The sequence below is a fragment of the Pseudogemmobacter humi genome, assembly GCF_900609055.1.
Classification (GTDB): domain Bacteria; phylum Pseudomonadota; class Alphaproteobacteria; order Rhodobacterales; family Rhodobacteraceae; genus Pseudogemmobacter; species Pseudogemmobacter humi.
The window spans coordinates 18,155-43,288 of the sequence record NZ_UXAW01000056.1 but is presented as its reverse complement, the minus strand read 5'-3'; the positions used below and the strand labels follow the sequence as shown (position 1 = coordinate 43,288).

The following is a 25,134-nucleotide window of genomic DNA, read 5'->3' as shown; positions in this document are numbered from 1 at the left end:
GAACACCCGTGGACACGGAAGTCAGAAGCAAGAAATGGCTTTGCTTCGACGATCTTCGCCGGAAGATCCTGACCGAGGAACTGCAACCGGGCAGCTATCTCGACGAAATCGAAGTCGCTGAAACCTATGGCATTTCCCGCCCGCCCCTGCGCGAGATCCTGCGCCAGCTGGCCGGCGAGGGCTATCTGGTCCTGCACGAGAACCGCGGCGCCCAGGTGGCGCCGATGACGCATAAGACCCTGCGCAACTTCTTCGTCGCCGCGCCGATGATCTATGCGGCGGTGACGCGGCTGGCGGCCGAACATGCGACGCCGGCGCAGATCGTGAAGCTGAAGGAATGCCAGTGGAGCTTCCGCCAGGCGATTCGCGGCGGCGACGCGGCCGAGCGCGCGGTGGGGAACGAACGCTTCCATTCGCTCATCGGCGAGATGGCGGACAACGAATTCCTGATGCCCAGCCTGCGGCGCCTGCTGATCGACCATACGCGGATCGGCATGACCTTCTACAACCCGCGCAAGGCGGCGATGGCCTGTATCTCGGCCACCGCCGCCGACCAGCACGACCAGTTCATCGAACTGATCGAGGCCGGCGACGCCGATGCCGCCGCCGATCTGGCGGTGGCGCATTGGGAACTGTCGCGGGCGCAGATCGAAAGTTTCGTCACTCCCGAAGCAATGCAGATTCCGCTGGGCCGCGCGCCCGGCGCCGAGAAAAGAGGAGCCTCATGAAATTCGAGGGCATCTACACGCCGGTCATCACGCCCCACCGCGAGGACGGCTCGATCGACCGCGAGGCTTTCGCGGCGATGATCGACCATCTGATCGGCGCCGGGGTTCACGGGCTGATCAACGGCGGCTCGACCGGGGAATATTACGCCCAGTCGATGGAAGAGCGGCTGGAGATGGCCAGTTTCGCGCAGGAGGTGATCGGCGGCCGGGTGCCGCTGATCGTCGGCACCGTGGCGATCCGGCTGGAGGATTCGCTCGTCATGGCCGAGCACGCCGCGAAGATCGGCGCGGCGGCGATCCTCGTGGGCAGCCCGCCCTATTCGGTGCCGACCGAGCGCGAGAACGCGCTGAACGCACTGGCCATCGACCGCGCCGCCGACCTGCCCGTCATGCTGTATAACTACCCGGGCCGGATGGGCATCAGCATGGGCGAGGAATTTCTCGACCGGGTGGGCCGCTCGCGCAATTTCGTGGCGATCAAGGAAAGCTCGGGCGACATCAACCGGGTGCACCTTCTGGCGCGCGACTATCCGCATATTCAGATGTCCTGCGGCATGGACGACCAGGCGCTGGAATTCTTCGCCTGGGGCGCGCGCTCCTGGGTCTGCGGCGGCTCGAACTTCCTGCCCGCCGAGCATATCGCCTTGTGGCGCGCCTGCGCCGTCGAGGGGAATTTCGACAAGGGCCGCCGGATCATGTCGGCGATGCTGCCCCTGATGCGGGTGCTGGAACAGGGCGGCAAGTTCATCCAGTGCATCAAGCACGGCTGCGAGATGAACGGGCTGCACGCCGGGCCGCCGCGCCCGCCGCTGAAGGCGCTGAACAAGGACGACAAGCGGCAGCTTGAACAGGTGGTGCGCGTTTTGCGGCGCACCGTGGCCGGGATCGAGGCGGAGTAAGAGCGATGACCCTTCTGACCACCGAGGAATACAAGGCCATCGCCGCCGGGCTGTCCTTTCCGACCCAGGCCTTCATAGACGGCAGTTTCCGCCCGGCCTTGTCGGGCAAGAGTTTCGACACGCTGAACCCCGCCACCGGCCAGGTGCTGGCGCAGGTCGCCGCCTGCGGCGCGGCCGATGTCGATCTCGCCGTCGAAAAGGCGCGCGACGCTTTCGAGGACGGGCGCTGGTCGCGCCTGCACCCGCGCGAGCGTAAGGAAGCCCTGATCCGGCTGGCGAAGCTGATCAGGCGCAACGCCCGCGAACTGGCGGTGATGGAATCGCTCGACAGCGGCAAGACCATTTACGATTGCGAGACGGTCGATATCCCCGAGACCATCCACTGCCTGACCTGGCACGCCGAGCTGATCGACAAGATCTACGACCAGACCGCCCCCGCCTCGGACGACCATATCGCCATGGTGGTGCGCGAGCCGGTGGGCGTGGTCGGCCTCGTGCTGCCGTGGAACTTCCCGCTCCTGATGCTGGCCTGGAAGATCGGCCCGGCGCTTGCCGCCGGCTGTTCGGTGATCGTGAAACCGGCGATGGAGACCTCGCTGACCGCGTTGCGGGTGGCGGAACTCGCCATGGAGGCGGGCGTTCCCGCAGGCGTCTTCAACGTGCTGCCGGGCGGCGGGGCCGAGGTGGGCGAACCCATCGGCCGGCATATGGATATCGACGCGGTGTCCTTCACCGGCTCGACCGCGACCGGGCGGCGCTTCCTCGGCTATGCCGCCGAGTCGAACCTGAAAGAGGTGACGCTGGAGATGGGCGGCAAGAACCCGGCGGTGGTGCTGGATGACGCCGAAAACCTCGACCGGGTGGCGGCGCATATCGTCAATGGCGCGTTCTGGAACATGGGCGAGAACTGCTCGGCCTCGTCGCGGCTGATCGTGCAGAAGGGCGTGAAGGACGCGCTTCTGGAGCGCATCTACGCCCATGCGCGCGAATGGCCGATGGGCGATCCGCTCGATCCGGTGAACCGGGTCGGCGCGCTGGTCTCGAAAGCGCATTTCGACAAGGTGGCGGGCTATCTGGGGAAAGGGCCGAAGGTGCTGCTCGGCGGCCGGGCCAAAGACGGTTTCGTCGAGCCGACCATCCTCGACGTAAGCGACCGCGAGGCGAAACAGGTGCGCGAAGAGATCTTCGGCCCCATCCTCTCGGTGCTGACGGTGGACGGTTTCGACGAGGCCATCCAGCTTGCGAATGATACGCAATACGGCCTCGCCGCCTCGATCTTCACCGCCAATGTCAAACGCGCGCTCCGTGGCGCGCGGGCGATCCGCGCGGGCACCGTCACCGTGAACAGCTTCGGCGAGGGCGATATCTCCACCCCCTTCGGCGGGTTCAGGCAATCCGGCTTCGGCGGGCGCGACAACGGCATCCACGCCCATGACCAGTATACCCAGCTCAAGACGATCTGGGTCGATCTGGCCGACGACGGCGACGAGGCCGTCGCATGAACCAATACGCCGCCCGGCGCAGGCCGGTCCATCGTGGCCCGGCCGGCTGGTCGGTGATCCTTCCGGGGCAGCCCGCCCCGGAAGTCCTGGACGACGACCTGACCGCCGATTTCGTGCTGGTCGGCGGCGGTTTCGCCGGGCTGTCGGCGGCGCGGCGGCTCAGGCAACTGAACCCCGCCGCGCGGATCGTGGTGCTGGAGGCCGGGCGACTGGCCGAGGGCGCCTCGGGGCGCAACTCGGGCTTCATGATCGACCTGCCGCATGAATTGCAGTCCGACGACTATTCCGGCGGCGGCGACGACCGCGAGGTGATCGCGCTGAACCGCAGCGCCATCGGCTTCGCCCGCGAGGCGGTGGCGGATTACGCCATCGACCCGAATTACTTCGACCCGGCTGGCAAGGTGAACGGCGCGGCGAGCGACACCGCCGACCGGCTGAACCTCAGCTATGCCCGGCATCTGGCCGGGATCGGCGAACCCTGCGAGCGGCTCGACGCTCAGGCGATGTCCGATCTGACCGGCAGCCGGCATTATGTCTCGGGCCTTTACACGCCCGGCACGGTGATGCTGCAACCCGCGGGCTATATCCGCGGCCTCGGCCAGGGCCTGCGGCGCGAGGGCGTGCGGGTGTTCGAGAACACGCCGGTCCTGAAGATCGAACGCCAGGGCGACGCCTGGGCCGTGACCACGCCGCAGGGCAGGGTCAGCGCGGGCCGGGCGATCCTCGCGAACAACGGCCATCTGGAGAGCTTCGGCTTCGCGACGGGCCGGCTGATGCACATCTTTCTCTACGCCTCGATGACGGTCGATCTGGACCCCGCCGCGCTGGCGGCGCTCGGCGGCCAGCCGCGATGGGGCATCACGCCCTCCGATCCGATGGGCACCACCATGCGCCGGATCGACACCGGCCAGGGCGGCAACCGCATCGTGACCCGCACCTGCGCGACATTCGGGCCCGATATGGAGGCAAGCGACGCCGCCCTGCACCGGACCGCCCGCATCCATCGCGAGAAATTCGCCGAGCGTTTCCCGCAACTGGCCGGGGTGCGGATGGAACACAGCTGGGCCGGGCATCTGTGCCTGACGCGCAACGGCGTCTCGGTGGCGCGGCAACTCGACCAGGGGCTGTTCGCGGCCTGTGTCTGCAACGGGCTGGGCACCACGCGCAGCACGCTGACCGGCATCGCGGCGGCAGAGCTGGCCTCGGGCACCGAGAGCGCCGCCACCCGCCATTTCGGCGCCGGGACCGAGCCGTCGCGCCTGCCGCCGCGCCCGTTCTCGACCATCGGCGCGAATGTCTGGCTGCGCTGGAAGGAATGGCGCGCGGGGCGGGAGTAAGGGGCGCGGGTACAGCAGTACATCCGGCAAGCGCCCGGGCTGTGCGGCGACTGGTTGCTGTCCGTGCCCTGCGGGGCGGCGGGAATGGCGGGTTTGATTGCGGCCACCCGCTGCCTTTCCCCGAAATGCCCGGAGGATCCGGTCGGAAAGGACCGCCTGCTGCGCGTTATTGGGCTGTTCGTCGATAAGCCCGGTCTCCCTGGCTTCCGGCGCGCCGCAGCCGCCGGGACCGGGGGGCGCGGATGCCGGCCCGCCGCCTCCGCCCTGGCTTTTCCCCTGTCGCCGGCTCAACCGCATCCCGTCGCGCAGGCCCGGGAACGCGCGGCCTGTCGCGCCGCATCCCGGACCTTTCCGCGACGCCCGGCGGATCGCCTTCCTGAACCCATCCCCTACGGCAGGCTCAGCTTCGCCATCCGGCCGCCGTCCACCGTCCAGACCTGGCCGGTCACGAACCCCGCCTCGTCCGAGGCGAGCCAGGCCACCAGCGCCGCCACCTCTTCGGGCCGCCCGGTGCGGCCGACCGGATGGATGCGGCCGATGTCACGGCGGAAGGCCAGGGGATCGGGCATCGCGTCCACGAAAGCCTCGTTCAGATCGGTGTCGATCCAGCCAGGCGCCACGGCGTTGCAGCGGACCTCGGCGGAATGATCGACCGCCACCGCCCGGGTCAGCCCGTGCAACCCGGCCTTCGACGCGCAATAGGCCGCGTGGCGCGGGTTCGAGCCCAGCCCCTCGATCGAGCCGATGTTGACGATGGCCCCCTTCCCCGCCCGCAGATGCGGCAGCGCGGCCCGGGTGAACAGGAAGGGCGCGGTGAGATTGACGCGCAGGTTCCGCTCCCAGTCGGCGAGGGTCATGTCCTCGACCAGCGCCTCCTGCATCATGCCGGCATTGTTCACCAGCACATCGAGCCGCCCGGCGCGGGCGACCACCTCTGCCACCGCGCGGGCCGGGCTTTCCGGGTCGGTCAGATCGGCGGCTATGGCCTCGGATTCCGCGTCTTCCCCGCGCTGCGCGGTGAACACCCGCGCGCCCTCGTCGCGCAGACGCCGCGCTATGGCCCGGCCGATGCCGCTGCGCCCGCCGGTGACCAGCGCCACCTTGCCCCCGAACCGCATCAGCCCACCGCCTTTCCGCCGTTCACCTCGACCAGCGCACCGCACATGTAGCGCGCGGCGTCCGAGGCGAGGAACAGGATCACATCGGCGATATCCCCGGGCTCGGCGATCCGGCCCAGAGGCACGGTCTTGCCGAGTTCCAGCACCGCCGTGTCGGGATCGAACCCGCGCCTTGCGAATCCGGTGCGCAGCATCGGCGTGTTCACCTCGTTCGGGCAGACCGCGTTGATGCGGATGCCCTGATGCGCGTGATCCATCCCCATACATTGCGTCAGCGAGGCGAGTGCCGCCTTGGTCATGCAATAGACCGCATGGCCCGGACCGGGCCGCAGCCCCCAGCAGGACGCGACATTGACGATGGCGCCCCCCGCCCCGGCCATCAGCGGGATCGCGGCGCGCGAGACCCGGAACGGGGCCTCGACATTCACGCCCAGAGACAGCGCCCAGTCGTCGTCCGTGGTCTCGGTCACCCGCCCCCGGGTGATCACGCCCGCGTTGTTCACCACGATGTCGAGGCCACCCAAAGCCGCGAGCGCCGCCCCCGGCAGGCCATCGGCGTAAGATCCGTCGCGCAGATCGCCGGGCAGATGCGCCTCGGCCTCAAGCCCCGCGACCTCGCGGTCGGCCACCGCGACAAGCGCGCCTTCGGCCCGCAGCATCCGCACCACCTCGGCGCCGATCCCGCCGGCCGCGCCAGTGACCAGCGCGCATTTCCCCCTGAAACCCGTCATGACTTCCCCTCAGCCGAAAGACGCGACCGGCGCGCCGAAGATGCCGTCCTCGGGCACCACGCCAAGGCCCGGCCCCTCGGGCAGCCGGATATGGCCGCCGCGGATGTTCACCCCGGTCCTGTCGTAATTCCCCTCGATATAGGGGGCGGCCAGCCAGACGCCCTCGTTCAGCCGCGGAGCGACAGTGGCGCCGATATGGGTGCAGGCGGCGGCGATGATGTCGCCGCCCCAGGCGTCGTCGCAGGTATGGGGCAGCGTGCGCGCCTCGCAGATGTCGCGGAACGCGGCCATCTGCTGGAGGCCGCCGATCCGCGTCACCTTCATCCCGAACCCGTCGCAGAGCCCCTGCCCCGCCGCGCGCACCACGGTGGCCAGGTCCTCGCCGCTTTCGTCGATATAGATCCCGTGACGGACCTGGCCGCGGATCGCCGCGATCTCTTCGATCGTGTTGCAGGGCTGCTCCATGACGAAGGGAATATCCGGGCATTCGCGCGACAGCCGCAAAGCATCGCGCGTCGGCAGGCCGCGGTTGCCGTCGGCGGCGAGCCGCATCCCCTTGCCGCCGATCACCTCCCAGACCTTGCGCAGCACCGCGATATCCTCTTCGACCGGGCGGCCGCCGATCTTGACCTGAAGCCGGGGATAGCCCTCGGCCAGTTTCTCGGCGGCGATGCGGGCGATCTCGTCGGGCGCACCCACGCCGGTCGCATAATAGGAGGGCACGTTCTCCGTCACCGCGCCGCCCAGCAGATCGGCCACGCGCACGCCCCAGGCCTTGCCGATCAGGTCATGCGCCGCGATGTCGATGGCCGCCTTGGCGTAGCGGTGGCCGTTCAAGAGGCTGTCCATCCGGCGCCGCAGCGCGACCGGATGCAGCGCGGCGCCGATCAGCCCGGGCGCCATCTCGGCCAGCGCGGCGCGGGCGCCAAGCGCGTGATGCGGCTGATAGGTCGGCCCGACCGGACAGGTCTCGCCCCAGCCGGTCAGGCCCTTGTCGGTGACGATCTGCACCAGCGTCGTGTCCAGCGCCCAGACTTTGGCATTCGCCATCGTATAGGGGCCGTTCTTCACCGGCAGATCATGGGCGTAGATATGGATTTCGGTGATTTTCATGGGGATTCCCTCGGGGTCAGTCGGCGGGCGGGATCAGGACCAGCTTGCCGACATGGGCCTTGGCGAGGAAATCCTCCTGCGCCTGCACGATGTCTTTCAGCGGGTAAGTGCGGGCGACGAGGGGGCGGATCGCACCGGCCTCGATATAGGAAATCAGGTTTTCAAACACCGCATCCTCCTGGAAGGTGCAGCCGTAAAGCGTCAGATCCTTCAGGTAGAGCCTGCGCAGGTCCAGTTCGGTCAGCGGCCCGGCGATGGCGCCGGAAATCGCATAACGCCCGCCGCGCCTCAGCACCTCCGGCAGCGCGGGCCAGCCCGGGCCGCCGACCAGATCCAGCACCACATCGACGCTGTCGCGCCCCAGTTCCGCGACCAGATCGGCGCCCCGGTCGATCACCCGGTCGGCGCCAAGCGCCAGGATCTCTGCCGCCTTCGCCCGGCCCGCCACCGCGATCACCTTCGCGCCGCGCAGCTTCGCCAGTTGCACGGCGGCCGAGCCCACGCCGCCCGAGGCGCCGGTGATCAGCACGGTCTCCGCGCCGACCGCGGCGCGGTGCAGCATGTTCTCGGCGGTCGAATACGCGCAGGGGATCGAGGCGAGTTCGGCATCCGTCCAGTCGCAGCGCACCGCGAATGTCTCGCGCGCGGGGGCGACGGTATATTGCGCGAAAGCCCCGTCGCATTCCGAGCCGAAGGTCCAGCATTCCCAGGGCCGCCAGCCGACATAGCTGCGCAAGAGGTTGCGCACGATCACCCGCTCGCCGATCCGGGCCGCATCCACGCCCTCGCCCACCGCGACCACATGGCCGCAGCAATCGGCGCCCTGGATGCGGGGGAAGGACAGCGGCACCCCGGCCCAGCTCGCGTCGGCGTCATCGGCCCCTTTGAATCCCGCGGTGCCCCCGGCGTTCGAGCCTTCGGTCACCGCGCGGGAATACCAGGCGGTGCGGGTGTTGATGTCGGTGTTGTTGACCCCGGCGGCCGCGACGCGGATCAGCACCTCGCCCGGCCCGGGCCGTGGCACCGGCACATCGCTGCGGTAGTCCAGCGCCTCGTAACCGCCGTGGCCGGTCAAGAGGACGGCGTGCATCGTGGATTTCACTTGTGGCTCCCTAATGGATGTCGGCGGCGGTCAGCGCGGCGCGGGCGGCGTGCATCGCGGCCTCATAGGCGATCTCGCGGCCCTGGAGGCGCGCGGCCTGGGTCATGCCCTCGTGCAGAAGGAACAGCGTCTCGGCCAGGTGGCCGGTCTCGCGCCCCGGCGCCACCCGCTCCAGCCGCAGGCGGAACTCATCGGCCAGCCGCGCCTTGTGCGCCCGCACCACCGCGGCGATGGCCGCGCTGTCGGGATATTCCGCCCAGGCGTTCAGGAACAGGCAGCCGGTGTTCGCCACCTCGCCCAGCCAGTCGCCAAGCCGCACCAGCGGGTGCAGCACATGCGCCGCGCCTGCCGAAGGCCCGCCCGCCAGCCAGTCGAAATAGGCGGCGTCGCGATGTTCCAGCGCGCCGATGATCATCGCCTCGCGCGAGGGGAAGTGTTTGTAAAGCGTGCGCAGCGACACATCGGCCCCGGCGCGCAGGGCTTCGACCCCCTGCTCGGCAAAACCGAGGCTGGAAAAGCTGCGCTCCAGTTCGGTGGCGATTCGTTGTCTGGTATCTCTCATACCCAGAAAAGTAGAACGATCACTCTACCTTTGCAAAGAAAAAGTAGAGCGAACGCTCTACTTTCTGCCGGTCCGAAAAAAGGCCGCCCGAAGGCGGCCCAGGGGGAGCTCAGTATTCGGTGTTCAGCGCATCCTCGGCCGGGATCTCGCGCTCGCGCCGGGCGATATAGTCGCGCAAAGCCTCGTCCACGCCGGGGTCGAGCGTCGGTTCCTCATATTCGCGCAGCAGTTTCTTCGCATGGTCCAGCGCGCGGGCGGTGATCTCGACGGATCCCTCGGCCTGCCATTGCTCGATCGAGTTGTTGTCGAACAGCTTCGGCATGAAGAAGGCGAGCTCGAAATTCTCCAGCGTATGCGGATGGCCGAGGTAATGCCCCCCCGGCCCCACATCGCGCACCGCGGCGAGGGCCTCGTCGAAATCGTCCCAGCGGGGGCCCTCGGCCATGCGGTAGCCCATGGCGCACATCTCGGCATCGACCACGAATTTGGCGACCGAGCAATGCATCCCGGCCTCGTTCCAGCCCGCCGAATGCCAGATGTAATTCGCCCCCGCATGCAGGACCGCGTTCATCGTCATCGCGCTCTCATAGCCGGCCTGGGCATCAAAAGTCTTGGCGCCGCCGAGCAGGTTCGAGGTCCGCCACGGCACATTGTAGAACCGCGCCATCTGCCCGATCATGAAGTTCATCAGGCTGATCTCGGGCGTGCCCGCCATCGGCGCGCCGGATTTCATCGAAACGGTCGAGAGGTAATGGCCGTAGATCGCGGGCGCCCCCTTGCGGATCACCTGGGTATAGGCCAGCGCCGACAGTGCCTCGGCATTGAGCTGCGCCACCGCGGGCGCGACCGAGGCCGGCGTGTTGGCGCCGCCCAGCACGAAGGGCGAGCACAGCACCGGCTGGCGGCGCTTCACGAAGGCGCGCATCGCCGACAGCATGGTCTCATCCCACACGAGCGGCGAATTGCCGTTGCAATTGCCGGTGACGACCGGGGTTTCCTCCATCACCTCGCGGCCGAACAGGATCTCGCACATGTCCATCACATCCTCGGCGTTCCTGCCCGAGGTGGTCATGCCCATGAAGGTCTTGTCGGAATATTTCATCGAGGAATAGGTGATGTGCAGGTGGCGGTGGCTCACCTTCAGATCCATCGGCTCGACGATGTGATGCGCGGTCGAATGCAGTGCGGGCGACATATGCGCCAGTTTGTGGAACATGTTCAGATCGGCCATCGTCGGCCAGCGCCGCTCGTCCTCCAGGTCGCGGATGAACGGCGCGCCGGTCATCGGCACGAAGATCGAATGTTTGCCGCCGAAGGGCAGGCTGCGCCCGGGGTTGCGCGCCCGGTATTCCCAGCCCGAGGGGATGGTGGCGATCAGTTCGCGCACGAGGTGGCGGTCGAGATACACCCGCTCGCCCTCGACGCGCGCGCCTGCCCGCTTCCAGTCGGCCAGCGCGATCTCGTCGCGGAAGATCACGCCGACCTCCTCCAGGATCGACATCGAGGCATCGTCGATCCGTTCGACCTGTTCGGGCGTCATCGGCTCGCATTCGGGCAGGCCGCGCCTCAGGGCGGGCAGCATGTCGAAATCGGGGGCCGCCCGCATCGCCCTGCGCGCGCCGCGACCGCCGGAGCGGAGCTGTCTGGGGGGGATCTCATTCATCTCGTGACCTCGCAGCGAAGGTATGGAACATCAGGCCGTCAGGCCGGAGAGGGCGGCAGTCACCAGCGCGAAACGCAGGCGCGATTTTGCGACATGCGTCTCATGCTTCGACCGTCACCGCGCCTTGCGGGCGCGCGCAGCAGGCAAGGATCAGGCCCCCGGCGATCTCGTCGTCGGAGATGCCGCCGTTGTGGACCATGGCGACCTCGCCCGAGAGTTTACGCACCTTGCAGGTGCCGCAGAGGCCAAAATTGCAGCCCGACGGAATGTTCAGCCCGGCGCGTTTCGCCACCGCCAGCACCGTCTCGGTGCCGTCGCACGCCACCTCGCGCCCCGAGGCGGCGAAGGTGATCCTGGACAGGCCGGCCGGGGCAGAGATATCTACCGGCGCCTCTTCCAGCGCGGGGGCGGCGAAGCTCTCCTCGTGATAACGCGCCATGTCGTAGCCGAGGCTTTGCAGCATCTCGCGTACCGCCCGCATGAAGGGCTCCGGCCCGCAGCAGAACACCTCGCGCTCCAGATAATCCGGCGCCATCAGGCCCAGCATGATCTGCGACAGCCGCCCGCGATAGCCGGGCCAGACCGAGAAGGGCTCCTCCTCCTCGACGGTGAAGCGCAGCTGCAACCCTGGCACGCGGGCGGCGAACTGCTCCAGCCGGCGGCGGAAGATGATGTCTGACGGGCGGCGCGCGGCATGGACGAAGGTGATGTCCGGCATCTCGCCGGAATCCCAGGCCCAGGTCGTCATCGACATCAGCGGCGTGATGCCCGATCCGGCCGAGATGAACAGATATTTCCGCGCCGGGTGGCGCAGGAAGCTGAAGGCCCCGGCGGGACCGTAAGCCTTCAGCCGCATCCCGGGCTTCAGGTGATCGAGCATCCAGCGCGTGGCGACCGAATCCGCCCCGGCCCTGGCCGTGACCGAGATCGACAGGGGCCGCGAGGGCGAGGACGAGATCGTATAGGTGCGCTGCACATTGCCCCCGGGCAGCGGCAGCTCAAGCGTGACGAACTGCCCCGGCTGGTAGTCGAACCACGCGCCCGAAGGCGCGCGCAGCGCGATGGTGGCGCAATCCGCGGTTTCGGGGATCACCATGGCGCATTCCAGCGGCTCGCTGTCCCGCCATGGTTCCGCCGCCCAGTTCTGCCGTGCCATCGCCCTATTCCGCCGCGATCCGGCCGGGGCCGGCGACGGATTGCGCCAGTCTGCGCAGATACCAGTCGATGAACTGCACCACGCCGCTTTCCTGCTGCATCGAATAGGGGCCGGGCTCATAGGCGGGCGAGTTGATGCCCTTCTGGTTTTCCTCGACCACGCGGCGGTCCTCGTCGTTGGTGGAAAGCCAGACCTCGGTCAGCCGGGTCAGATCGTAGTCGCGCCCCTCGGCCGCGTCTTTATGGACCAGCCAGGTCGTGGTCACCTCGGTCTCGGTCGGGCTGACCGGCAGGACGCGGAAGGTCAGCACATGATCCGACAGGAAGTGGTTCCATGTGTTGGGGTAATGGAAGAACAGCAAGGATCCGGCATTGGCGAAGGGCATTCCCGGGATCATCGGTGCCGCCGCCTTGCCGTCCATCGTATAGCTGACCGCCGCCCCCACGAAGGGGATGCGCACCAGCCGCCAGTCTTGGTCGTCCGAGATCAGAAAGCGCGAGGGCAGGCCCGCCGCCTCGCAGCGGTTCACATGTTCGGCGCCGGCGGGCGAGGACAGGCTGTCGTCCGAGCCCACGAGGTTCGGATCGTCGTTGAAGGTGCGGCAGAGCGCCGGATGCGCGCCCGCGCAATGATAGCATTCGCGGTTGTTCTCCAGCACCAGCTTCCAGTTGCCGTTCTCGATGATGCGCGACTGATGTGCGACTTTCATCTCGTCGAGGCGGTGCCGCGCGGTGTAACGGTCGGCGGCGGCCTGCATCGGGGCGAAATCGGGGGCCTCAGCGGCCAGACAGACGAAGACCATCCCCGCCGTCTGGGCGCAATGCACCTGTTTCAGCCCATGTTTCGCGGCATCGAAATCCGCCCCCATGTCGCGCGCCCAGAGCAGTTTGCCGTCGGTGTCATAAGTCCACTGGTGATAGGGGCAGACCAGTTTCGTCGTGGTGCCCGAGGGTTTCGGGCACAGCCGCTGACCGCGATGGCGGCAGACGTTGTGGAAGGCGCGGATCGCCCCGTCGGCGCCCCGCACCACCACCAGCGGACAGGCGCCCAGTTGCAGCGTGACATAAGCGCCGGGCTTCGGCAGTTCGGCCGCCGCGGCGGCGAAGATCCAGTCGCGATACCAGATCGAGTCGAGATCGTGCTGGTAGATGTCGGGGCTGGTGTAGAACGGCCGCGCCAGCGACATGCCGGATTTCTGAGCGCGCAGAAGCGAAAGAAGGTGGCCTTGGTCGATCATACCTGGGGTTTCCCGATGCTGAGATACCGCCCTTTGCGCGGGACGGATTTCCCAAGAAATCGGCCGGAAGGCGCTTTCGCTCAACCGCAGAAATTCTCGACAGACAGATAACTTCAGATTATGTATTTCGGATGGAACAACACAAAACCTTCCGATGACCAGCCTTCGCCGCAGCGTCCCTTCGATGAGCGCGCTCGCCACGTTCGAGGCGGCGGCGCGGCTTGGCAGCTTCACCCTGGCGGCGGGCGAGCTTGGGGTGACCCAGGCCGCCGTCAGCCGCCAGATCAAGCTGCTGGAGGATGATCTGAACGCGGCCCTGTTCGTGCGGGCGCACCGCCGGGTGAAGCTGACGCCTTCGGGCGCGGCGCTGGCGGCCACGGTGGGAACCGCCTTCGCCAGCATGGCCGAGATGATCGAGACCATCCGCCGCCCCGTCGCGGAAAACACCGTCTCGGTCGGCGCAACGCTGGCGTTCAGCCATTTCTGGATCCTGCCGCGGCTGTCGGAGTTCCGCGGCAATCACCCCGGGATCAGCATGAAACTGATCGCCGGGGACGGCGCGACCGATCTGCGCCGCGACCGGCTGGATGTCTGCATCCGCTACGGCAGGCCGCCCTTCCCCGATGGCCGCAGCATCCTCAGCCACCCCGACGAGGTGTTCGCGGTATGCAGCCCCCGGCTTTTGCAGCGGCTTGGCATTGACCCGGAGACGGCCGATATCGCCCGGCTGCCGCTGATCGCCTCGGACAATGTGGATCCGGCCTGGCTGACATGGCGAAGCTGGGCGCAGGCGGCGGGGCTGGACCCGGCCATCGGCAAGGCCTCGGACCGCAGCCCGCTGCGCTTCAACCATTACACCGCCGCGATCGAGGCGGCGGTGAATGGCGAGGGTGTGGCGCTCGGCTGGTCGGTGCTGCTGTCGGACCATCTGGCCGGGGGGCGGCTGGTCAGGATCGGGCCGCATTCCCTGATCACCGCCGAGCGCTATCACGTCCTGGTTCCCGCGGGGCGCGAGCCTTCGCCCGCGACCGCCCGCTTCCTCGACTGGCTCAGCGGCTGCTTTCCCGGCTGAACCCCCTCAGGCCGCCGGTTTCAGATGCGCATAGCTGGCGGCGAAACGGCCGAACTTATGCGCGCCGCAGGTGACGGGCTGATAGCGCTGCGGGTTCGCGGCAGAGATGCAGGACGGCAGCGGCGCGATCACCGCCTCGTAATCGGCGTCGATGAAGAACGGGATCGAGTAACGCTCGCGCCCCGAAATGTTGATCACCCGGTGCATATTGGCAAGGTAGACATCATTCGTCAGCCTCTGGATCAGATCGCCGATGTTGATCACGAAGGCGCCGCGGATCGGCGTGCCCTCGATCCAGTCGCCGTCGCGGTTCATCACCTGCAAGCCGCCCACGTCGTCCTGGGCAAGGATAGTCAGATTGCCGTAATCGGTATGGGCGCCGATGCCGATGATGTCCTGCGAGACATGGCCGTTCTGCGGCGGATAGTGCAGCAGGCGCTGGATCGAGATCGGATCTTTCATCAGCGGCTCGAAATGCGTCTCTGGCAGGTCGAGGCTGAGCGCGATGCCCCCGAGCAGCGTCTTCGACAGATCGACCATCTTCTCATGATAGCCGCAGACCAGCCGCCGGAATCCGGGAAGGCCCTCCGGCCAGAGATTGGGGCCGAAGAACGGGCCCTCAAGGCTGGCGCGCTCGGGGCCGATGTCGAAACATTCCTTCAGATCCCGGGTCTTGCCGGGATCGGTGTTCTCGCCGAAGGGCTCGATATAGCCGCGCAGGGCCACGTCGGATTTCGACACATGCAGCGCCATCTTCTCTTCCATCGGCAGATCGAAGAAGCGCCGGGTCACGTCGAACACCTCGTCCACGAAATCCTGCCCGATGCCGTGGTTCTTCACATACATGAAGCCCGCATTCGCCAGCGCCCAGCGGATCTGTTTCGCGACGCCCTGCCTGTCGCTGCCGTCGATCAGCGGGGCCACGTCGACGACCGGGATACGGTCGAAACTCTCGCGTTTGGCGCGCAGCCTGTCGTCCAGCCGGGCGACCAGATCCTTGCTCATGATGTTCTTCCTGTTCCTGAGAATACGTGGGGCCGGCCCGGCAAACCGGGGGCCTGTCCTGCGGTGACCGGAAGGGCGGCGGTCAGTACCACATATCGGGCACTTCGCCCTTGCGCCGCGCGATGAAGTCGAGAAGCGCCTCGTCGGTGGCCTGATCCAGCGGCGGCGCCTCGTATTCCGCCAGCAGTTTCTTCCAGCGGGCATTGGCACGCTGCGCGTAATCGAGGCCACCCTGTTCGTCCCAGGTCTCCCAGGGCTGGTTGTCGTCCAGCGCGGATTCCCAATAGGCGGTCTCGTAATGGCGCAGGGTATGCTGCGTCGAGAACAGATGCTGGCCTGGGCCGAGTTCGGCCAGCGCATCGAAGGCCAGCGTGTCGTCGTCCACCGTCATTCCATCGAGATAGGCATGCAGCGCGCCGCACATGTCGGTGTCCATCACCAGCTTCTCATAGGACATGCTGAGCAGCCCATCGAGGAAACCGGCCGAATGCAGAATGTAGTTCGCCCCGCCCTGCACCGCCGACATCATCGACATCATGCTTTGCTGCATCGCCTGGCCGTCGGGCAGTTTCGAGGTGCAGAAATTCCCCGCGCAGCGCAACGGCAGGTTCAGCCGCCGCGCGAGCTGCCCCATGACCAGCGAGCCGAGGGCGGGCTCGGGCGTGCCGAAAGTGGGCGAGCCCGAACGCAGCGACATCGACGAGAAGAAACTGGCGAGGATCGCCGGCGCCCCCGGCCGCACCAGCTGCGTCAGCGCGCAGGAGGCCATGCTCTCGGCAAGGCCCTGCGCCACCATCCCCGGGATGGTCAAGGGCGCCACCGCGCCGCCCAGCAGGAACGGCAGATGGATCGAGCCCTGGTTCGCCGCCGCATAGGCGCGGATCCCGGCGGTGGTGACGCCATCCAGCACCAGGGGCGAGGTGGTGTTGAAATTCCCCATGATCACGCAATTCTGGTCGGTGAAATCGGCGCCAAACAGAATGCGGCACATCTCCACGCTGTCCGCCGCGCGCTCGGGCGCGGTGATCGAGCCGAGGAAGCCGCGGTCGGAATAGCGGATATGGGCGTAAACCATGTCGAGATGGCGCTTGTTCACCGCCACATCGGTCGGCTCGCAGACCGTGCCGCCGGAATGGTGCAGCCAGGGCGAGGACTGGGCGAGTTTCACAAAATTCCGGAAGTCCTCGATCGTGCCGTAGCGGCGGCCGCGGTCCAGATCCATCACGAAGGGGCTGCCGTAAGACGGCGCGAAAACCACGTTCCTGCCACCGATCCGCACGTTGTTCGCCGGGTTGCGGGCGTGCTGGGTGAACTCCGCGGGCGCGGTCTTCAGGATCTCGTGCAGCATCCCCGGCTCGAACTTCAGCCGCCAGACCTCAGGCGCGGTCTCGGTCACTTCGGCGCCGGCCTCGCGGTAAAGCCGCATCGCCTCGGCATCCTCGCGCAGTTCGATCCCGATCTCGGCCAGGATGCGCGCGGCGGTGGCCTCGATCCGGGCGAGGCTTTCCTCGGAAAGGATGTCACAGGTCGGGATGCCGCGGACGATATAGGGCCTGTGCACCCCCGTCCCGCCCTGGGCACGGCTTTCGCGGCGCTGGTTGCGCCCGCCGCGCCCCCGCCTGCTGTCCTGGCTGGATTGACCGCCGTCCGGCATCATCGGATCCTCCATAAGCTGTGCCCAAGGCTAGATTGCCGTCAGCCGCCTGTAACGCTGGAAAATCCTCATCGAGTTGATAAGCTGTCTTTATGGAAACGCTGCGCAACCTGCTTCCCTCGGTCAACAGCCTCGTGGTGTTCGAGGCCGCCGGCCGGCTGGCCAGTTTCAGCGCCGCCGCGCGCGAACTCGGCATGAGCCAGGCGGCGGTCTCCTATGCGGTCCGCCGGCTGGAACAGGATCTGGGCGCGGCGCTCTTCGTGCGCGAATACCGCCGCGTGCGGCTGAGCGAGGCGGGCGAGCGTTTCCACGCCGATGTGTCGCTCGGCCTGTCGCATATCCGCCGCTCGGCCCGCAGCCTGCGCGCGCTGGCGACCGGCAGCCATGTGACCCTGGCCTGCTCCACCGCCTTCGCCGCCTTCTGGATGGTGCCGCGGATGCAGAAATTCCGCGAGGATCTGCCGCAGATCGATCTGCGCATCCAGACCTCGGAGCGCGATCTGGACCTCCTGGGCGAGGGCATCCCGCTTGGCATCCGCGGCGGGGTGCCGGGCGACTGGCCGCAGTATCACGCCCGCGCGCTGGCGCCCGAAGAGATCTGGCCGGTCTGCGGCGCTGGCTATCTCGCGCGGCTCGGCCCGCCCGCGCGGGCGGAAGACCTGCTGAACCACCAGTTGATCCATCTGGAAGAGCCGTTCCGCCCGGCCGCGACCTGGGCCGACTGGTTCGCCTCGGTCGGGGTGGAACGGCGGCGGGTGCCCAAGGGCTTGCAGATCAACGATTACGTGCTGGTGGTGCAGTCGGTGATCGAGGGCCAGGGCGTGGCGCTTGGCTGGCGGCACCTGATCGAGGGGCTGGTCGACAAGGGCGTGCTGGTGCGGCTGACCGGCCATGCGCTGACCACCGGCAAGCATTTCCATGTGATCTGGCCGAAAGAGGCCACCCTGCCCCCCTCGGCCGAGGCCGTGCGCGACTGGCTGATCGGCCAGCGCCAGGCGGAAACCGCCGGGCGGATCTGAAACGCCGCCCGGAAATGCCGTCGGCAACGCGGGGCCGTCAGCCCCGGACCTGCCCCGTGCCGGCCAGCTGCTGAAGCCAGCGGGCGAAATGCACCACCCGGCTGCGCGCCAGCCTTTCGGTGGAAATGTCCAGCCAGTAGCCGAAGGGGCCGGTCACCACCACCGGGTCGATCTGGATCAGCGCGCCCGAGGCCAGCTCGGATTCGATCATGTTGCGGTCCACCACCGCAAGCCCCGCCCCCGTCACCGCCGCCTGGATCACCATATCCAGCGTCGCGAATTCCATCGCGTTCTCCGGCAGATCGCGGCGGTCGTGCCGGGTGGCCGCGAACCAGTTGTCCCAGGTCGGCAGCCGCAGCGCACGGTCCAGCACGTAAAGCAGGCAGCTTTCGCGCAGCCGCTCGGGGTCGTCCCGAAGATCTGGGGCGCAAACCGCGATATGCTGCTCGACCATCAGCCGGGTGCTGGAATGGCGGTCGCGCGGATCGGTGCCGAAGCGGATCACGCAATCGAAACGCACGTTGTCGTCCGGGCTCAGATGCAGCGAGAGGTCCAGATCGGGAAAGCGCTGCCGGAACGAGACCAGCCGCCGCGACAGCCAGCGCGTGCCGAAGGTCGGCGGCGCCAGCAGGGTCAGCTTCTGGCGCGGCACCGTGGCGCGGGCCTCCAGCACCGCCTCGTCCATCAGATCGAAGGCCCCGGCCAGCCGCTCGTGCAGAACGGCGCCGGCCTCGGTCAGTTCGATGGAATTGCCGATGCGGCGGAACAGCGTGATGTCGAGCGTGCTTTCCAGCTGGCGGATCTGGCGGCTGACGGCGCTTTGCGTCACCCCGAGGCGATGCGCCCCTTCGGTGAAGCTCAGGCACTGGCCCACGGTCGCGAAAGCCCGCAGCGAGGTCAGAGAGGGGGGCACGGACATCGGAAGGTCAGCAGCCTCTGCGCGCGAAACCGGGCCGTCCCGGCGGGACAGCCCCCGAAGTCTCACTCTGCGCCCGCCTTCCGTCAAGGCCTCACCCCGCCCGGCTCAGAACGCATCGCGCCCCGGCGCGGCGGCGATCAGATCGCGGGTATAGGGATGCTGCGGCCGGGTCAGGACCTCGCTCGCGGGGCCGCGCTCGACCACATGGCCTTTGCTCAGCACCACGATCTCGTCGCTGATCTGGGCGGCGACGCGCAGGTCGTGGGTGATGAACACCACGGCAAGCGACAGCCGCTTTTGCAGATCGGCCAGCAGATCCAGCACCTGGGCCTGGACCGAGACATCCAGCGCCGAGACGCTTTCGTCCGCGATCAGCACATCGGGGCGCATCGCCAGCGCCCGGGCGATGCCGATCCGCTGGCGCTGGCCGCCCGAGAAGGCCGCCGGGCGGCGGTTCCAGGCGCTGCGGTCCAGCCCGACCAGTTCCAGCAGTTCCCGCGCGCGCCCGGCCGCCTCGGCCCGGCTGGCGCCCGACAGCACGGCGGCGCGGGCGATCATCGGCCCCACCCGGCGGCGCGGGTTCAGGGATCCGAACGGGTCCTGGAAGATCATCTGGATCTTGCGGCGCATTCCGCGCAAAGCGCTCCCCTTCAGGCCGAGGATATCCTCGCCCGCCACCGCGATCCGCCCCGAATCCGGGTCGATCAGCCGGATCAGGTTCTTCGCGATGGTGGATTTCCCCGAGCCGGATTCGCCCACGATCGAAACCACCCGCCCCGGCGCCACCGCGATCTGAATATCGTGCAGCACCTGTTTCGCGCCGTAGCTGTGGTTCAGCCCGGTCACATCCAGCGCGGGTTCGGCGGCCCCGGGCGCGGGCCGGTCATGCGGCACGAGGCTGGGCACCGCGGCGATCAGCGCCCTGGTGTAATCGTGCTGCGGGTGTTTCAGCACCTGCTCGGCGGTGCCGATCTCGACCACCTCGCCATGGCGCATCACCGCGATGCGGTCGGCGATATCGGCCACCACGCCCAGGTCATGGGTGATGAAGATGATGCCGTGGCCATGGCTGTCACGCAGCTCGCGGATCAGTTTCAGCACCTGGGCCTGGGTGGTGACATCCAGCGCGGTCGTGGGCTCGTCGGCGATCAGCAGCTTCGGGCTCATGGCGAGCGCCATGGCGATCACCACCCGCTGGCATTGCCCGCCCGAAAGCTGATGCGGCCAGCTTTGCAGGATGCGGTCGGGCTCGGGCAGGTGCATCTCCTCGACCAGCTTCCGGGCCCGCGCCGCGCGCTCGGCCTTCGGCAGATCGGCATGCAGTTCGAACACTTCCTCGATCTGCTGCGCCACCGTCAGCGCCGGGTTCAGCGACGCCATCGGCTCCTGAAAGATCATGCCGATGTCTTTGCCGCGGATCTGGCGCCACTGGCGCTCGGTCAGGGTCAGCAGGTTGCGCCCGCCCATCACCGCCTCGCCCCCGGCGACGCTGAGGCCCTTCGGCGCCGCGCCCATCAGCGTGGCGGTCAGCACCGATTTGCCCGAGCCGGATTCTCCGACGATGCAGAGGATCTCGGCCGGGTTCACGTCGAGCGTGACGCCCTTCACCGCGAAGGGCCGGTCGGCGCCTTTCGGCAGCGCGACCGAAAGGTCGCGGATATGCAGCAGGGGCTCGCTCATGCCTGGCGCTCCTTTGCCTCGTTCACCTCGCGCAGACCGTCGGCCAGAAGGCTCAGGCCCAGCGTCAGCGAAGAGATTGCGATACAGGGGAAGATCACCAGATGCGGGAAGGCGATGGCCATGGCGCGGCCCTCGTTCACCATGCCGCCCCAGTCGGGCGTGGGCGGCGGCAGGCCGAGGCCGAGAAAGCCGAGCGTCCCGATGGTGATCGCAGTATAGCCGAGCCGCAGGCAGAAATCGACCGCGAGCGGCCCGGTGGTGTTGGGCAGGATGTCGACGAACAGGATCCGGCCGGTGCTTTCGCCCTGGGTGATCGCCGCCCGGACGAAATCGCGGCTGGCCACGTCGATGGTGATCGCGCGCACGATGCGGAAGATCGCCGGGGCGCTGCTGAAGGTGACCGCGATCACGATGTTCACCGGCGAGGCGCCGATCGTCACGATGATCACGATGTAAAGCACCAGCACCGGAAAGCTGAGGACGACATTGGCAAGGAAGGACAGCACCGCATCGGTGCGCCCGCCCGCATAGCCCGCGATCAGGCCGAAGATCAGCCCGAAGGCATAGGCGGTCATCGTGGCGAGCGTGGCGTAGATCACCACCGTTCGCGCGCCCCAGATCAGCCGCGAAAAGATGTCGCGGCCCAGCATATCGGTGCCCAGCAGGAAGAACTCGCCGTTCGCGCCCTGGGTCAGCGGCTTCGCCAGCGGTTGCAGCGTCAGAAGCGGATCGTAGGGCGCGATCAGCGGCGCGAGGATCGCGATCAGCAGCCAGCCGAACGAAAGCGCGCCGCCCACCACGACCAGCGGCTTTTGCAGATAGGGGGTCAGCTGTCTCATGCTTTGGCTCCCAGTTCGATACGGGGGTTCAGCCAGCCGTAGATCAGGTCGGAAAGGATCTGGCTCAGCACCACGACCAGCACCGAGATCATGGCGCAGGCTTCGATCAGATAGATGTCCTGGTTCAGCGCGGCGTCATAAAGCAGCGTGCCGAAGCCCTTGTAGGCATAGAACACCTCGACCACGATCACACCCGACAGAAGCCAGGGCAGTTGCAGCATGATCACCGTCACCGGGGTGATCAGCGCGTTCCGAAGCGCGTGGCGCAAAACGATCCGCGCCATGCCCGCGCCTTTCAGCCGGGCGGTGCGGATGTAATGGGTGTTCATCACATCCGCCATCGAGGCCCGCGTCACCCGCGCCAGATAGCCCATCGAATAAAGGCCAAGCACCGAGACCGGCAGGATCAGCTCGGAAAGCGAAAAGCCCGAGATCATCGTGCTGGCGCCGGGCAGAAGGCCCAGCCAGAACACGAAGATCCCCGACAGGAACACCGCCGAGGCGAAATCCGGAATCGAGGTGGTCACCACGGAAAACACCGAGATCACCCGGTCGAGGAGCGAGCCCGGCCGCATCCCCGCAAGAATGCCGAGCCCGAGGCCGAAGACCACGATCACCAGCAGCGCGCCGCCGGCCAGGATGGCCGAGGCCGCCAGCCGCGGCAGGACCATATCCATCACCGGCGCGCGGAAGAAGGTGGACTGGCCCCAGTCGCCGGTGACGAAATTCCCCAGCCAGCGCAGATAGCGGATCGCGAACGGATCGTTGTAGCCGTTCTGCAAAAGCCAGGCCGCGCGCTGTTCGGCGGTGGAATACTGGCCGAGCACCTTGACCGCCACCTCTTCGACATTCACTTCGAGCGCGAGAAAGATCAGGAACGAGACCGCCACCATGGTGGCGATCGCGATCGCGGTCTTTCGTATCAGAAATCTGCCCAATGACACCGGAGGTCCCCCTTTTGTTTATCGGGGCACCGCGATCCGCTCCCCTGCCGGACCGCCTTCCCCTGTGCGACGGCGCGGCCGGGTGAGACACCCGGCCGGCCTTTTCCTGTCGTCCGTGCCTCAGGCCAGCCAGACCCCGTCCATGCGGAAGGCATCCGCCGGATGCAGCGCGAAGCCGCGCACGTTCTGCGCCGCCGCCGAGAAACGGTTCGGCCAGTAGGGCTGCACCAGCACCGCATCGTCGCGCAGGATGGTCTCGACCGCCACCATCGCCTCACGCCGCGCGTCCGGGTCGACCAGCGCCATCGCCTTGTTCAGCGCCTCGTCGAAAGCCGGGTTGGAGTAGTGGCTCTCGTTCCAGGCGCCGCCCGTGCGATAGGCCAGATCCAGCGTCATCGTGCCCAGCGGACGGTGCGCCCAATAGGTCACGCCGAACGGCACCTTGTCCCAGATCGGCCAGTATTGCGAGGCCGGAATGACGTTCAGCTTCAGCCGGATCCCGGCCTCGGCCAGGTTCTGTTGCAGCACCTGGGCGGTGTCCTGCTCCCATTTGCCCTGGGTGTTGCCCACGGTCAGCTCGATGTCGATCCCGTCCGGGTAGCCCGCTTCGGCCAGCAGCGCCTTCGCGGCCTCTACGTCGCGGGGGATCGCCTCGACCGGGGCGAAATCGGCCTGCACCGGCGAGACATGGTAGTTCGCGCCGATATCGCCCTCGCCGCGATAGGCCACGGCCAGCATCTGGGCATTGTCGGCGGCAAGCTGCACCGCCTTCCTCACCCGGATGTCGTCGAAGGGCTTCTGGTCCACCTGCATGCGGATCGCCAGCGTATGCGCGGCCTTGCCGGTCAGGATCTGGATGTTCGGCAGCGACTGCATCAGATCGTATTCGGCGATGGTCGCGCGGTAGAGCACATCGACCTGGCCGCTCGACAGCGCCGCCAGATGGGTGGTGATATCGGTGCCGAGGTCGATGTAGTGCAACTCGTCCAGATGCGCGGGCGTGCCCCAGTAGTCGGCGCGCTTTTTGAAGATCGCCTGGCGGCCGACCTCATGGCTGACCAGCTCGAACGGGCCGGTGCCGACCGGATCCGCCGGCCAGTTGCCGGTGAAACCGCGGTGCGCGATGGCGCAGGTATGCGAGTAAAGCTGCTCGGGCAGCGAGGCCACCGGGCGCGACAGCGTGATGCGCACCGAATGATCGCCGGTCTTCTCGACTTTGGTGATCGCCTCGAAAGCGCTCTTGTTCGAGCTTTGCGAGTCGGGTGCGATCCAGCGTTCGATGTTGAAGATCACATCTTCCGGGCCGAAAGCGTCGCCGTTCGACCATTTCGCCCGCTCGTCCAGTTCGAAATCCCAGACGGTCAGGTCTTCCGAGGGCGTCCAGCTTTTCGCCAGATAAGGATGGGTGACGTTGTTCTCGTCGACGAAGGTCAGGAATTCCAGGCAGTTGCGCAGCAGGTTCGAGGATTCGATCCAGGTCGCCATCATCGGATCGGTGATTTCCTGGATCTGGCAGGCGAAGCGCAGGGTGCCGCCGTCCTTCGGGGTTTCCTGCGCGCGCAGAGCGCCGGGCAGCGCGCCCGAGGCGCCCACCGCCACGCCGAGCCAGGCCATGCCGCGCAGGAATCCGCGCCGGTCGATGCTGCCTGCCGCGAAACGCTGTTTCAGCGCCTGCGCCTGCGGGTGAAGCGGCTTGCCGCTGAGTGTGCTGAATTCTTCCATTTTCTGATCTCCCTTCTCAGAAATGACCTGTCCTTGCCGGACGAAAACCCGGGGGCGGATGCCGCCCCCGGGCCGGTGTCGTCGCTCAGGCAACCGCCCCCACCGGGGCGGAAGCGAAGCGGCCCGCCGCGGGGCGCGGCGCGCGCGGAATGCGCTTGCCCGCGGTATAGTCGTTGATCGGATCGCAGGGCGTGTAGTTGCGTTCGATCTCGAACAGTTCCTCGGCGTCGAGTTCGGTGGTCAGCGCCGCCAGCGCGCTGTCGAACTGCGCGCGGGTGTCGGCGCCGACCAGCATCGAGGAAATCCCCGGCCGCCCCAGCACCCAGGCCTGGGCGATCTGCGCCGGGCTCAGGCCCCGCGCCTCGGCCACGCGGGCGACCGACAGGGCCACATCGCGCGAGGCGGCGTCGTTATACATCTCGGCGGTGAAGAAATCGGTCTTGTTGCGGATCGAGTTCATGTCGCTCGTGAGGATGCCGCGCGCCAGCGGGCTGAACACCGAGACGCCGACGCCCTGATCGATGCAGAACGGGATCATCTCGCGCTCTTCCTCGCGATAGGCGGCATTCAGTTGCAGCTGCATGTTGACCGGCTTCGCCCAGCCGTTCCGGTCGCAGACGTGCAGGATCTTCGCGAATTGCCAGGTGAACATGGTGGAGACGCCGATATAGCGCGCCTTGCCCGAACGCACGATGTCGTTCATCGCCTCCATGGTTTCCTCGACCGGCGTCTCGGTATCGAAGTAGTGCAGCATGTAGATGTCGACGTAATCGCTTTTCATCCGGGTCAGCGAGCCGTCGATGGCGTCGAACACATGTTTGCGGCTGTGGCCGCCGTTGTTCACGCCGCCGCCGATCGGATAGCCCAGCTTCGTGGTGATCACCAGTTCGTCGCGCTTCGCCAGCTTGCGCAGCACGTTGCAGACCACTTCCTCGCCGGCCCCGGCCGAATAGAAATCGGCGAGGTCGACGAAGTTCACGCCATTGTCCAGCGCATGGCCGATGATCGGCTCGGCTTCGGCTTCGTCGAAGATCCAGGGCTTCCAGGATTTCGAGCCCATGTTCATCGTGCCAAGGCAAAGCCGCGAGACCTTGAGGCCGGACTGGCCGAGACGGGTGTATTGCATCTTCTG

The 25,134-nt window shown here is 67.4% G+C and carries 22 protein-coding genes; 6 read left to right on the top strand and 16 right to left on the bottom strand.

Annotation, left to right across the window (positions count from 1 at the left end; all coding sequences use genetic code 11):
* Positions 1-8 precede the first annotated feature (8 nt).
* From XINFAN_RS08810 to XINFAN_RS08795, 4 genes are read left to right on the top strand one after another with little or no spacing between them, the layout of a single operon-like run.
* Positions 9-728, top strand: coding sequence for a GntR family transcriptional regulator (locus XINFAN_RS08810; RefSeq protein ID WP_124086127.1), 720 nt, complete (start codon positions 9-11; stop codon positions 726-728).
* Positions 725-1,627: a dihydrodipicolinate synthase family protein gene (locus tag XINFAN_RS08805; protein ID WP_124086126.1), complete on the top strand. Its 903-nt coding sequence runs from the start codon at positions 725-727 to the stop codon at positions 1,625-1,627. The genes XINFAN_RS08810 and XINFAN_RS08805 overlap by 4 nt, the downstream gene beginning before the upstream one ends.
* A 5-nt stretch (positions 1,628-1,632) precedes the next feature.
* Positions 1,633-3,129 (top strand): aldehyde dehydrogenase, encoded by a 1,497-nt coding sequence (locus XINFAN_RS08800; RefSeq protein ID WP_124086125.1) that lies wholly within the window; start codon positions 1,633-1,635, stop codon positions 3,127-3,129.
* On the top strand, positions 3,126-4,466 hold the full coding sequence (locus XINFAN_RS08795; protein ID WP_124086124.1) for an NAD(P)/FAD-dependent oxidoreductase: 1,341 nt from the start codon (positions 3,126-3,128) through the stop codon (positions 4,464-4,466). Before XINFAN_RS08800 ends, XINFAN_RS08795 begins: the two co-directional genes overlap by 4 nt.
* A gap of 389 nt (positions 4,467-4,855) precedes the next feature.
* On the opposite strand, the gene XINFAN_RS08790 is transcribed toward XINFAN_RS08795, so the two are convergent.
* The 8 genes from XINFAN_RS08790 to XINFAN_RS08755 all read right to left on the bottom strand — a co-directional run bounded on the left by XINFAN_RS08790 (position 4,856) and on the right by XINFAN_RS08755 (position 13,148).
* Positions 4,856-5,587, bottom strand: a complete 732-nt coding sequence (locus XINFAN_RS08790; RefSeq protein ID WP_124086170.1) for an SDR family NAD(P)-dependent oxidoreductase — start codon at positions 5,585-5,587, stop codon at positions 4,856-4,858.
* Positions 5,584-6,315, bottom strand: coding sequence for an SDR family NAD(P)-dependent oxidoreductase (locus tag XINFAN_RS08785; RefSeq protein WP_124086123.1), 732 nt, complete (start codon positions 6,313-6,315; stop codon positions 5,584-5,586). The genes XINFAN_RS08790 and XINFAN_RS08785 overlap by 4 nt, the downstream gene beginning before the upstream one ends.
* Before the next feature lie 9 nt (positions 6,316-6,324).
* Positions 6,325-7,428: a mandelate racemase/muconate lactonizing enzyme family protein gene (locus XINFAN_RS08780; RefSeq protein WP_124086122.1), complete on the bottom strand. Its 1,104-nt coding sequence runs from the start codon at positions 7,426-7,428 to the stop codon at positions 6,325-6,327.
* Positions 7,429-7,444: 16 nt separating this feature from the next.
* Complete coding sequence (locus XINFAN_RS08775; protein ID WP_124086169.1) at positions 7,445-8,518, bottom strand: alcohol dehydrogenase family protein; 1,074 nt, start codon at positions 8,516-8,518, stop codon at positions 7,445-7,447.
* Between the two features lie 22 nt (positions 8,519-8,540).
* Positions 8,541-9,092 (bottom strand): TetR/AcrR family transcriptional regulator, encoded by a 552-nt coding sequence (locus XINFAN_RS08770; protein WP_124086121.1) that lies wholly within the window; start codon positions 9,090-9,092, stop codon positions 8,541-8,543.
* A 109-nt stretch (positions 9,093-9,201) separates the two neighbouring features.
* Positions 9,202-10,755 (bottom strand): trimethylamine methyltransferase family protein, encoded by a 1,554-nt coding sequence (locus tag XINFAN_RS08765; RefSeq protein ID WP_124086120.1) that lies wholly within the window; start codon positions 10,753-10,755, stop codon positions 9,202-9,204.
* 100 nt (positions 10,756-10,855) lie between these two features.
* Positions 10,856-11,911, bottom strand: a complete 1,056-nt coding sequence (locus XINFAN_RS08760) for an FAD-binding oxidoreductase (protein WP_124086119.1) — start codon at positions 11,909-11,911, stop codon at positions 10,856-10,858.
* A 4-nt stretch (positions 11,912-11,915) separates the two neighbouring features.
* Positions 11,916-13,148, bottom strand: coding sequence for an aromatic ring-hydroxylating oxygenase subunit alpha (locus tag XINFAN_RS08755; protein WP_124086118.1), 1,233 nt, complete (start codon positions 13,146-13,148; stop codon positions 11,916-11,918).
* A 154-nt stretch (positions 13,149-13,302) separates the two neighbouring features.
* Here XINFAN_RS08755 and XINFAN_RS08750 point away from each other — a divergent pair, with 154 nt between their 5' ends.
* On the top strand, positions 13,303-14,220 hold the full coding sequence (locus tag XINFAN_RS08750) for a LysR substrate-binding domain-containing protein (RefSeq protein ID WP_124086117.1): 918 nt from the start codon (positions 13,303-13,305) through the stop codon (positions 14,218-14,220).
* A gap of 6 nt (positions 14,221-14,226) precedes the next feature.
* On the opposite strand, the gene XINFAN_RS08745 is transcribed toward XINFAN_RS08750, so the two are convergent.
* Positions 14,227-15,225 (bottom strand): isopenicillin N synthase family dioxygenase, encoded by a 999-nt coding sequence (locus tag XINFAN_RS08745; protein ID WP_124086116.1) that lies wholly within the window; start codon positions 15,223-15,225, stop codon positions 14,227-14,229.
* An 82-nt stretch (positions 15,226-15,307) separates the two neighbouring features.
* Positions 15,308-16,879 (bottom strand): trimethylamine methyltransferase family protein, encoded by a 1,572-nt coding sequence (locus XINFAN_RS08740; RefSeq protein WP_124086115.1) that lies wholly within the window; start codon positions 16,877-16,879, stop codon positions 15,308-15,310.
* A gap of 92 nt (positions 16,880-16,971) precedes the next feature.
* Between XINFAN_RS08740 and XINFAN_RS08735 the strand changes: the two genes are divergently transcribed.
* On the top strand, positions 16,972-17,898 hold the full coding sequence (locus XINFAN_RS08735) for a LysR substrate-binding domain-containing protein (protein ID WP_124086114.1): 927 nt from the start codon (positions 16,972-16,974) through the stop codon (positions 17,896-17,898).
* 37 nt (positions 17,899-17,935) lie between these two features.
* On the opposite strand, the gene XINFAN_RS08730 is transcribed toward XINFAN_RS08735, so the two are convergent.
* The 6 genes from XINFAN_RS08730 to XINFAN_RS08705 all read right to left on the bottom strand — a co-directional run bounded on the left by XINFAN_RS08730 (position 17,936) and on the right by XINFAN_RS08705 (position 25,128).
* Positions 17,936-18,817, bottom strand: coding sequence for a LysR substrate-binding domain-containing protein (locus XINFAN_RS08730; RefSeq protein WP_124086113.1), 882 nt, complete (start codon positions 18,815-18,817; stop codon positions 17,936-17,938).
* Between the two features lie 105 nt (positions 18,818-18,922).
* A complete protein-coding gene (locus XINFAN_RS08725; protein ID WP_124086112.1) occupies positions 18,923-20,497 on the bottom strand; it encodes a dipeptide ABC transporter ATP-binding protein in 1,575 nt (524 codons plus the stop codon).
* Entirely contained in the window at positions 20,494-21,336 is an 843-nt protein-coding gene (locus XINFAN_RS08720; RefSeq protein WP_124086111.1) for an ABC transporter permease, read from the bottom strand. The genes XINFAN_RS08725 and XINFAN_RS08720 overlap by 4 nt, the downstream gene beginning before the upstream one ends.
* Positions 21,333-22,280, bottom strand: coding sequence for an ABC transporter permease (locus XINFAN_RS08715; RefSeq protein ID WP_199286387.1), 948 nt, complete (start codon positions 22,278-22,280; stop codon positions 21,333-21,335). Before XINFAN_RS08715 ends, XINFAN_RS08720 begins: the two co-directional genes overlap by 4 nt.
* 120 nt (positions 22,281-22,400) lie before the next feature.
* On the bottom strand, positions 22,401-24,002 hold the full coding sequence (locus XINFAN_RS08710; RefSeq protein ID WP_124086110.1) for an ABC transporter substrate-binding protein: 1,602 nt from the start codon (positions 24,000-24,002) through the stop codon (positions 22,401-22,403).
* Positions 24,003-24,087: 85 nt separating this feature from the next.
* The gene (locus XINFAN_RS08705; RefSeq protein WP_124086109.1) at positions 24,088-25,128 is read right to left on the bottom strand and encodes an aldo/keto reductase; all 1,041 of its coding nucleotides are present in this window, start codon (positions 25,126-25,128) and stop codon (positions 24,088-24,090) included.
* Positions 25,129-25,134: the final 6 nt, after the last annotated feature.